Annotated in this window: 4 protein-coding genes; all 4 read right to left on the bottom strand. The window is 46.1% G+C overall.

The window, feature by feature from the left end; genetic code table 11:
* A partial coding sequence (locus AB5443_RS19120; RefSeq protein ID WP_368119625.1) for a SusC/RagA family TonB-linked outer membrane protein occupies positions 1 to 2290 on the bottom strand: 2290 nt, incomplete at its 3' end.
* A 448-nt stretch (positions 2291 to 2738) separates the two neighbouring features.
* Positions 2739 to 5321 carry a hypothetical protein gene (locus AB5443_RS19115; protein WP_307995438.1) on the bottom strand — a complete coding sequence of 861 codons (2583 nt, stop codon included), beginning with the start codon at positions 5319 to 5321 and terminating at the stop codon, positions 2739 to 2741.
* 201 nt (positions 5322 to 5522) lie between these two features.
* The gene (locus tag AB5443_RS19110; protein WP_307995439.1) at positions 5523 to 7784 is read right to left on the bottom strand and encodes a GH92 family glycosyl hydrolase; all 2262 of its coding nucleotides are present in this window, start codon (positions 7782 to 7784) and stop codon (positions 5523 to 5525) included.
* A 36-nt stretch (positions 7785 to 7820) separates the two neighbouring features.
* Positions 7821 to 11063 (bottom strand): sugar-binding domain-containing protein, encoded by a 3243-nt coding sequence (locus tag AB5443_RS19105; protein ID WP_307995440.1) that lies wholly within the window; start codon positions 11061 to 11063, stop codon positions 7821 to 7823.
* Positions 11064 to 11197: the final 134 nt, after the last annotated feature.

Raw genomic sequence — 11197 nt, 5'->3', positions numbered from 1 at the left:
CTCCATAGCCGCTTACACCGTTGATGGTGGAAGTCAGAATTTGGTTTTTGGTGTTCTTGTTGTAGTAGGTGAAGCTTAAGGAAGCGCGGTCTTTCAGGAAACGAAGGTCCAGACCTGTCTCGAAAGATGTAGTGCTTTCCGGTTTCAATGAGTTGGTCTTTCGCTTGTTCTCGCTTTCAAACCATGCCATGTCTCCCAGATAAGAAGTATTGTAGCTGAATCCGTTCAGCAACTGGTCGAAGCCGGTATCGTTACCTACCTTGGCGTAAGAACCACGAATCTTGGCATAGGATAACCAGTCTTTAGGAATGCTCTTCACTAGCTCCGTCAGTACGAAGCTGACACCGTAAGAAGAGTAGAAATAAGAACGGTTGTCGGAAGGCAGGGCAGACGACCAGTCGTTACGTCCGGTTACGTCCACGTAGATGAAATCTTTGTAACCTATGCTGGCGGTTCCGTAGACAGCCTGCTTTTTCTTCGCGTTATACTCCGGCCATGATTTGACAGTAGCACCGTTGTTGGTGAGAGAGATAAAGTCGGAAGTAGCCAATGTGCCGATTTCCGAGTTTTGTTTCTTGAATAGGAAGTCCTGCGAGTTGGCACCCACACTGGCGGATATGTTGAAGTCTTTCCAGGTCTTGTTGTAAGAAAGCATGGCTTCGTAAGTATAGTTGCGTGATTTTTCGGTAAACTCCTTGTAGAATCCGTCGGCATCCCCCGGAGTGTACATATTGCGAAATTCGTATCCTTCTTTCATATTCAGGTCGAGGGCGGCTTTCAAACGCAGTTTCAGGTCTTTGGTGATTTTGTAGTTGACCGTTACGTCCGCCAGCAACCATTCTTTCTTATCCTGGTTGGAAAGCTCGTTCAGCATCCATACCGGGCTTTTGAATTGAAGGGCGGTCGGTTTTCCGTTCTCGTCTTTCCAGGGATACATTTCCTGTATGGAAAGGTCACGGGGCATATCCATAAGTGTATAGATAGGGTTACGGTCGGAATTGTTACGGTAAGAACGGTTTTTTACATTCTCGTGCGTATAGCGACCGTTCAGGTCGACATCCAGTGACTTTGTCAGTTTCACATTGGAACGCACGTTGAAAGCGTTACGGGTAAGGTTGTTCAATCCTTCCAATACGTCGTCACTCCGCAGGTTGGTGAAGCCGATACGGGTGGAGACATGTTCGGTGGCGCGTTCTATGGAAACACTGTTCGTCCAGGAGTAAGCAGTCTGATACATGGAGGTGGTGTTTGCCGGGGTAGGAACGTAGGATTTGAGTTCTCCGTTACGTCCCACTACTTGGAAGCCTAACATGGGCATGCCCCATGAACGGGAGTTGTCATAACCGCCCATCCGTTGGATGCCGTAAGGCAGATTTGGGTCGTAGGGCACTTTGACGTCACCATTGAATGAGTTAGCCTTGTTGTTTTCAAAACGGTTGATATGTCCGCCCCCATATATATTCTGATAGATGGGGTATTGGGAAAACTCGGTGAACTGCACGTTTGTGGAGTAGGTAACTCCCAGTCCGCTTCTTTGACCGGCTTTCTTGGTGGTAATCAGGATGGCACCGTTGGCTGCATCCGAACCGTAGAGGGCGGAAGCGTTCGCACCTTTCAGGACTACGATGTTTTCAATGTCGTCCGGGTTGATACTGTTGGCAGGGTTACCGTAGTCAATTTCGCCGCCGGTGACATCATTAATAATAGGTACACCGTCGATAACATAAAGTGGCTGGTTGTTACCTGAAATGGAGTTGGCGCCACGGATGCGCACGGTAGCCGAACCGGCGGCACCATTGGAGATAACCTGTAATCCCGCTACTTTACCTGCCAGCATGTTTACGAATCCGGCATCCCGGTTTTCGGTCATGCTTTCCACGTCCATCTTCTGGAAAGCGGTGGAAAGTGATTTTTCATCACGGCGCAAGTCCATGGCTGTTACTACTGTCTGTTCCAACATGACGGCGTCTTCTTCCAGGGTTACATTCAATACATTTTTTCCTTTTACTACATTGAATGATTTTGTCTTAAAACCGATATAGGAGAATTTCAACACGGCGCCGTTTTCCGGGACTTGAATAGAGTATTTACCATCAAGGTCGGTTATTACACCTTTTGTACCACCTACTATCACTACATTAGCACCGATAATAGGCTCACCTTGTGCATCGGATACTGTTCCTTTAACTGTCCGGTTCTGCGCCTGCATCACCGAAGCACTGAACAGCATTAAAACTAAAATGAGACTTCTTTCATAGTATCTCATGTGCTGAGAAAATCGTTGTTTCATGCTTTTCATGAATTTATTTTTGAATAATCACTAAATTTAAGAATCAGTCGGATGAGAGAACCTGTTTTTATTATAGGCTTCATCATTCGAATTAGATTAAGGTGTTCTTTCTTCTTTCATAATACAGTTCTGTTTTTAAGATTAATTTTCAGCAAAAGAACTGTGAACCGATAAAAAAAGCGTGGTGTTTGCGATTAATTGGGGATTAAAAAACAATTAAATGTGAATTAAGTCTTTTTTTTCTTATAATCCTTCACAAACAGATGCTTACCCTTTGTATTAAGTGAAAATAAAGTTATGAGCAAAGAGGAATATCACTCGGTTTATTCAGGCTTGTGGTGTGGAATGTATGAAAAGAAACTCCCCTTTCTCTAAATCTTGATAAGTTTATCGGTGGTTCAGGGAAAAGGGAGAGAAAATTTAATTAAAAAATAGCTTGTCGTCCGGGTTATAAGTCGGCAAAGGGGACTTTATAAGTTTCACCCATGGAGTCATGATACTCTTTGCAGAAGCGGTCGTACAGGTTTCGGGCAATACCTTTCTTTCCTTGTGCGACTAGTACGGAACACTTGGCTGCCAATGCTTCTTCATTCAGCGGGTCGTGCAGGAACATGATGTCGGCAAGGCGGATAATCATATCCTGATGGTTCCGGCTGATTTCAATGTCCAGCAAGTTTTTCAGCAAGTCAATGGAATAACTGGAATAGTCGTCCTTAAAGTCGTCCAGCCAATCGAGAATCGTGTTGGGGAGTAAAGGGCCGTATAGCAGTAATTCCAGAATCCGGTTCAACAGTTCTTCACTTTTCTCCTGCTCGAATTGTTTGGTACAGGCAATCAGAGTGTGGTAATCACAGAAAACATCAGTTCCCCATTTGATACGCAGGAAATTGTTTTCTATCATTACTTCCATATCTCCGATGCTTTCCAAGAGTACCCGTAGCTTGCGCAGGTTTACGTTACGGTTATTACGGGCGGCTGTTTCTTCCTTGTCCGGCCATAATATTTCCGTGGTCTTGGAAGCTAAGATGCCTTGGGCATTTTTTTCCGTATGAAGTATGAGCAGGATAAGCATATGTTTCAAACGGGGGGTAAAGTTGGAAGTGATGTCATTTCCATCTTTATCGCGTACGTTGAAACAACCCAGTAAAGAAATTGATGCACGGCTACGGTCGTAATAGTTCATCGTTTCAGTGAAAACTGGTTCTGTATCTTGCATTATTTCTCTTTTCGATGTCGTCTTATACTCTGTTGGTTCCGGTTGGTTTGGAACTTTTCCGGTTTCTGTCATAGCTGGACTTTCTGCGATTTTCTTGGGGGAAGGTGTTTCTTCCTTCTTGTTCTTGCATTTCAAGCGGTAGAATACAAAACCACCTAGGGCAAGCAGGATGATACCGATGACATAGATATACCAACAGTTGCCGGTATCCTCTTCAGTCGTGGACTGCCGGATATCCATTTCATTCACGAGCGGCATATTGATGGAATAGATAGCTACATCGTGTGTATGGTTGCTTAGTATCTTATCCAATACCAGGAACAGTTTCCCATGTGACGGAGAAGTATATAGGCTGAAGTCGCAGTCTTGATAAGTCGATTCATTATATATAGGCTTGGAGACTTCCGTGTAAACGGAGTCTTTCATCGAAATCTTCCACAATACGCCCCCTTTATTTGTCGAGACGGCGTAGAAGGTACTGTCCGATGGTTCGAAATACATGGATGAAGCCATAATTGTGCCATCCGCTTTGGGGCTGTCTTTTTGCCAGACGATACGTGATTGCTTGGTTTTCAGATTGATGGCACACAAGCCCCAATAGTAGTGAGTGCTTAGTTCCTGCTTGCCGTACTTGTTTCCTCTGCCGCCAAAGATATATAGTTCATCGCCTACCACCGCCATAGCTGCCGAGTAGCGGGGATAGAGGGGGCGTTCGTATTCTATCTGTTCTACTTTACCGCTGCCGGACTTCATCCGATAGAGGTCATTGCGGTATTGGTAGAAACCATAGCCGCCGAAGAAATAGAAAGAAGAGTCTGCCGGATTAAATGCCCTGGCATGGTTGTAGTTAGAGGCTTCTTCCGTATTGCGTACCTCGTTGCTCCATTTCTCCATATCGAACGAGAAGCTGGAAGTTGTGCCTTTTTTCGGGAAATAAGAGACTAACCGGTTGCTTAATGTATCGTATATAAGATGGTTGGGAGACTCGACAGCCGGATAACCGCCGCGTATGGTTACTTCTTTTTGAAGGACTCCGTTTTCATCTAAAATATCAATAGACTGGGATTTGACGATATAAAACAAGGCGTCGCGGACGTTAAAGGCTATGTTCAGTTTTCCCGGAATTTTAGCCTGGTGGATAAGTTTCCATTCGATATGATTGTCTATCAGCCATAGAGGATGGACTGCGCGTGCCACGGCCTCTTCTATTTCATCATAGCAGACATCGTCATTGTGTTTCCACAGTTTCCATTCTCGTATCTGTTTTCCATCTTGTGTGATGGTTATGTTTCTCAGGTCGATAGGAGCTACGTCTGCCAGGTATTGTTGCATCTGTCCGAATGAAGCCGTTACGCTTTTCACTCCTTGCAGGGGAGCCATTGCCGATATTTTCTTGTTGTCGTAATCTACTTCGATAACGTTGTCTTTCAGGCGTAGGTGCAAAGATACATCCAGCCATTTTTCCCGTTCTATGGGGCTGTTTATGTTCACGATACCTTCGTTGAGCACCAATGCCGGGAAATGCCTTTCTTCACCTGCGACAAATGAGAAGCGGATAAACTGGTTCGTATTTGTATGCAGATGGAGAATGGAACCAAAGTCGGGTTCGCCTGCCCGTACATACATCTGAAAGGAAATGATGAAGTCGTTTTTTATAGAGAAAGGTTGGTTATCATCCAAGTACAAGGTGGTTCTCTCTACTCCCGGCACTGTATGGGATTTGAGAGAAAGACCATAATCATACAAAGAAGATGCGTCCACTTTACCTACCGTGCAAAGCAGGACGAAGAGCAAAATTTGCAGTTGATATTTCATAGTACTCTGTTTATAGTGCAAAAATACAAAAAACTGTATGATATCCCCAAGAAATGGGAGTTATTTATGGGGCAATACTTTGAAACAAACATTTGGCATTACTATCTATCATACGTTTTATGAAAAATGAAGATGTCCCAAAATAGAATGCAGGAAATGAAAATTCTATTTTGCGACATCTTCATATAAACCGGTTGTAGCTTATTTACTGTCTGCTGAGGGTGGAGCGGCATTGATTCCGCTGCCCCATGCCTTATTCGGCTTATTGCCCATTTTCAATACTAATTTTCCACCGTTTTTCAAATCATCGTGGCTGAACCAGGGTTTCTCCCATTCTTGACCGTTCAGTGTAGCCGACTGGATATATTTATTTTCTTCGGAAGCGTCCGGAGCCTCGATTTCAAATACGGAACCGTTGCTGAGGGTCACCTTTGCATTGGTGAAAAGAGGACTCCCGATATTGTAGGCGGGCATTCCCGGAGTGACAGGGTAGAAACCCAGTGAGGAGAAAACTACAAATGAAGTCATGCCACCGCCGTCTTCGTCTCCCGGCATCCCCATAAGGTCATTGCGGAACCAAGTTTTCAGCATTTGGCGGATACGTTTCTGAGTTTTCCAGGGCTGACCTGCGTAGTTGTAAAGATAAGGTACGTGCAATGACGGTTCGTTTGCCATGGAAAACTGTCCGACGTTGCCTGTGTGGTCGGGGAGTTTTGAATAGAATTCATATTTGCTGCGTCCCAGCGGTTCGCTGAAAGTACGGTCGAGGTTGGCGATGAACTGTTCTTTTCCGCCCATAAGGTTGATGAGGTCGGCTATGTTGTGGGGGACGTCCCAACGATATACCCAGCCGTTGTTTTCGCCATAATATTCACGGGCACCCATACCGCCTGAATAACGGTAGTCAAATGGAGTAATCCAGTTGCCTTCCTTATCTTTCGGATGGAAGAAACTTGTTTCTTTATTGAAGATATTCCGGTAGTTGTAAGAACATTGCAGATAGTGGGCAGCTTCGTCTTTTTTGCCTAATGCATCTGCTATGCGTGAAAGGCACCATTGGTCATAACTGGTTCCCAGTGTGACGGCAACAGGTTGACGCTTTTCAAAAGGATGCACGTTCGGGTCGGTTTCCTTTTCGTCCGGGCGAAGGGCAGGGATGTATCCGTTTTCATGGTAGAAGTTATCCAGCCAACCTGCGGCCGCTCCCGACCAGGGGGCAAGGGTTTTTTCTTCAATTCCTTTCCGGCAGGCTTCGTAGGCTTTTGCCGCATCTATGTTCAAGCCTTTGGCAAGGGCGTCGGCTATGGTGGCGACGGCATGATTGGAGTTCATACGGCGTGAGTCGCCTGTCACTTCGGGGAAGGTAGGCATCCACATCGTTCCCATCTGTTCCGCCATCAACAGGAAAGAAGCGATAATATCTTCTTCTTTTTTCTGGTCGATGAGTGTGCGAAGCGGGTGGGCGGCGCGGTAGGTGTCCCAAATCCAGTCGTCGTTATAGAAAGGTGTACCGTTGTCGTCATGTACTTTGCCGTCGAAGGCGCTGAAGTAGCGGCCGCCGGCTTCGCTCATGCAGATAGGACGTTCGAAAGTACGGTAGAACGAGGAATATAATACGGTCTTGTCGTCTTCCGTACCGCCTTCCACCTTGATGCGTCCCAAGGTTTCATTCCACAGTTGGCGCCCGGCTTTTGCCAGGTTCTTTATATTGTAGTCTTTCAGTTCGTTGCGCATATTCTTTTCAGCTTGTTCTTCGCTGATGAAAGAGATGCCATAGCGAAGGTTGACTGTCGTTGTTCCATCGGCGAAACGCCATGCTGCACAAGCATTTATGCCTTCTGCATTGTCTTTGCTGGCTTCGATGACACCGTCGTTCAGGATGCCGGTGCTTACCGGTTTTTCCTGCGGTTCGATATATACATATACATTGGTGTTGTCGCTCAGTTGCTGATGTCCGCTGATAAAGTTCTCACCTACATGGATAGAGCCATTGCGGGAGTTGACAATGATATAGGCAGGTTTGTCCGCTTCAAAGGTTATCCGGTAAAGGGCGGATTGATGGGAAAGGGCATACTCTGCTTTCATGCGGTTGTCGTCCAGGTCTACTTCGTATGAGTAAGGGGTGAGACGCTCGTTATCATAGTTGTAAGTGATGATGGGGCGGAGCTCCGTTCCCTGATAGGGACTGAGGTTGAACGCGGAACGTTCGCGATGATTGGTGACAATCAAAGGCAGTCCGTTTAACAACTCGGTTGTATAGTCGGCGCGTTCGGGATAGACGCGGAGCATACTGTTCGGTAGTTGGATGGTAGGGAATGTAGGAACCAGCAGATGGCTGATATTACCTATGTACGGATTGACATAGTCGACAGGCTCCTTGTTGGAGCTCTGCGACTGTCCGCCATTGCATCCGCTTAATATGGCAACGATTGTTGCGGCAGCGAAGAAATGTGTAATTCTCATGGTTACTTTTTATTTTTAGTTGTTTCTAATCCTATCTTATTTGTCTTCCGGGTTGATGAAGGCAGCCTTTAAAGTCGGAAGAAAATCCTGTTTGTTGTCACATTTGAAGAATCCGGTAAAGTCGTTCCGGTCGCCTTCTCCTATTTTAATGATAAACTTGTTCCAGCCTTGCAATAGAGGAAGCTCTTTATAGATTATTTCATTCCGCCCATTGTGCGATACGCTTGTATAAGGCTTGTCATTAATGAACAGTTCGCGTTTCTTCGCTTTCAACATCAGGGAGAGTTTCGGCATATTAGGCTCTATCAACAGGTCGTCCAGGGGACGCGGGCTGAATACATAAAATTCCAATGTCCGGCTGTCATTCTCTTTCACGAATTTATCTTTGGTGGCTACCGGGAAGTTCATCTGCTCGTCGCGCAGGAAAAAGACTTCGTTAATGTCGGTTTCCGGCTTTTGGGACTGGATTCCTGCGTTCTTCAAGATAGCGCTCAGTGTATTGTATCCTTTTTCTGAATTGGCGAACTCGGTTAGTGTGCTCAAATAGAAAGTGGAAGCGCCTTCCCGGTATTTGACAAACACCGGAGTGGCGGACGTACATTCGTATTCACTGCGGATTGTTCCGGCTGTCTTGATTTCTTCCGGTCGTTTGTTCCACTTGCGCCAGTCTGTCTTGCAGGCGTTCAGTAGGACATCGCCTTCTTCTACGAATGCGCCTTTCAGTGAATACTCGGAAGCATCCGCCTTTTGAAGTTCACAGAAATAGAAGTCGGAGTTGTTGAGCCCATGCATCCATGTTTTCTGCACAGGTAGGAAAGAAGAACGTTTCAGCGGGTCTAAGGCTACCGGAAGCGGTAGAATCTCGTTGTATCTTCCTACGGTTTCCGGTGTAATTCCCCAAATCCATGCATCTGCGCCTTTGGCAAGCTGCTTTTGCAGTTCTTTTTGGGTGGCGGCATCTAATGCGCGGCTACCGTCTATGATATAAAGCAGTGAGGAAGGAGTAGTTATTTTTGAAGCGAATGTTACTCCCTGTGCGTCCATCAGTTGTTTTATTTTGCTGTCCGGATTGCCCACGTATACTACTTCTTTATAATTCCCGGTTGCATTTGTGGCTTCGTGGGCCTTGTATTGTTCTTTGTCGATTGTGGCGTAAGGTGACCATGCCGGTTCTCCCGGAGCATTAGCGGCACGCAGAGCGCTATACATCGGCCATTCCTGATAGAGTGGCAAGGTTGGGTCGTAACCGGGATTGAATGTCGTGCAATAAGGGCCTACACGTTCGGGTTGCACGCCCGGAACCCCTTCTTTGTATTCGCCGAAGAATACGCCGTCTTCCGTCACGGAAGGCGTTTTCGTTACATCTCTCTTGCCGAGTGGGAGTGGTTTCAGTGCATACCATGCCATATTGAAGACAGTGGTGTATGAAGCACCCATCCGGCGTTGGTTGGCTATCAGGTTGTAACACTCGTTTGCCAGTCCTTCCATACGTCCTTCCTGTGATTCGTAAGCACGTTCTCCATTGTATTTGGATACTTGTTCCGGTGTTCCGTAGTAAGCCATGCTGTGTTCGCCGATACCCCAAGGCTTTCCGATGTTAATCCAGTTTTTCATGGAGTTGATGTCTCCATAGTGCCCGACGGTTACAGGTAGTATGCCATTGCCGTCGTCTTCACCGTCAGATGAAATCCAGGGACGGGTAGGGTCATATAGGCGTACGATGTCGCGCCATTCTTCCCATGCCTTTTGTTGGGTGGGCATTAGTTCGGGACGGTTATATACATGCAGGATAACAGGTTTATTCTCGTTGCTGACACTCCATCCGAAGACGGAAGCATGGTTGCGGTCACGCAAGACAAAACGTTTCAGATGTTCTTTTGATGATTCCCAAAAGTGTTCCGAATCCAGTTTCGGTCCGCCGTCACTTGCCCAGTTGGCGGTTTCATTCAGTACGCAGATACCCATTTCGTCGGCCATATCCATATAGAAGCGGGGATAGACTTGTGCGTGCGGGCGGACTGCGTTTCCGTTCATGCCCTTAATGGCAGTGAACCATGCCCATGCGTAGCGGCGTGTCATTTGCGGGATACCCATAAAGTGCCAGGAGTCTCCATGCAATGCATAAGGTTCGCCGTTCAGACATTGTGTAGTTCCTTGCAATGTCCATTCACGCCAGCCGAAGCGTTCGTATTTCGTGTCGACAGTCTGTTTTTTGTCTTTTATGGAAAGTAACAAGGCATACAGGTTCGGTTGTTCGGGAGTCCAGTATTGGAGCGTATTCTTGCCGACAGGTACTTGTAAAGTGACTTTCTGTGTTTCATTGGCTGCCAGCGAAACTTTGAGCGGAGCTACCTGTAACGCTTCCGTACCCAATGTCCAAGCAGGAACGGGAGCGGAATTAATGTCCGTTCCGGCACAGTTTATCCATTCTTTTACATTGCCTTGCAGTTGTATGTTGGCTTTCTGGGTGGTTTTATTCTTCAGGGTTACTTCTATTTCCAATGTATTCTTGGAAACCAGCGGTTTCACATATACATCTTCTATATGTATTTGGGGCAATGCCAACAGATATACATCTTGCCAGATACCGTTGATATGGTATCCCCACATGGAACCGCCCGGAACGATACGGCGACCGATAGTCGAGTTGTCTTCAAATAAGGACTGGCTGCGTACTCCTACAAGTATTTCCACAGTTTCGCCGGGAGTCACTTTATCTGTGATGTCGAAGCTGAAAGGCAGGAACAAATCGAAATTCTCGCCTAACTTTTTCTTATTGACATAGACTTCGGAATATCCTGCGACGGCTTCAAAGTGAAGTTTGATTTGCTGACCTGTCCAGTTGGCGGGGATGGTGATGTTCTTCTTCATCCATGCCATTTTTACCTGTTCCCATTCTTTCGGGTAAGAAGGATAGTTGCGATGGTCGGGCCCCTCTAAATCACGATAACCGAAAGAGTTGATATTCCATGGAGAAGGAACTTTGATGCGTGTCGCACTCCAACTGTCGCCTTCTTTCGGGAGTGGCAATTCGGGAGCTGTTCCTTTCCCTTGTTTGTAGTCCTTCGGTAAAGCAACAGGTTGAAAATCCCAGTAGCCGTTCAGGCAAATTTCTTGACGGTGTTCTTTCTCGGTTTTATTCACTAAGCCCTCGCTGGGAGCAAAAGGGTAGGGATAAAGTAACTTTTGTCCGTTAGTAACTGTTTGTGCATTCGTCTGTATGGGCTGTAAGGTAAAACTAGCCAGCAGACTGCACAATAGGATTAGATTCTTCTTCATATTTATACATTAATAGTTTTTCTGATATTATTAGTTTGTGGCAAAGTAAAGGGAAAAGCATTAAAAAGGGGGAAGGAAAAGAATTAATCTGGGATTAAAAAGTGATTAATTGCACAAAACGCTCGTTTTTCTTC

The sequence above is a fragment of the Bacteroides sp. RTP21281st1_H5_RTP21281_210402 genome (assembly GCF_040918965.1).
Lineage (GTDB): Bacteria > Bacteroidota > Bacteroidia > Bacteroidales > Bacteroidaceae > Bacteroides > Bacteroides congonensis.
The sequence above is the reverse complement of the archived record's forward strand: the minus strand, read 5'-3'. Positions and strand labels throughout refer to the sequence as shown.

Bases quoted from the DNA above. Each gene is read 5' to 3' on its own strand.
- AB5443_RS19115 (WP_307995438.1), bottom strand. From the start codon at position 5,321: ATGAAATATCAACTGCAAATTTTGCTCTTCGTCCTGCTTTGCACGGTA.
- AB5443_RS19105 (WP_307995440.1), bottom strand. From the start codon at position 11,063: ATGAAGAAGAATCTAATCCTATTGTGCAGTCTGCTGGCTAGTTTTACC.
- AB5443_RS19110 (WP_307995439.1), bottom strand. From the start codon at position 7,784: ATGAGAATTACACATTTCTTCGCTGCCGCAACAATCGTTGCCATATTA.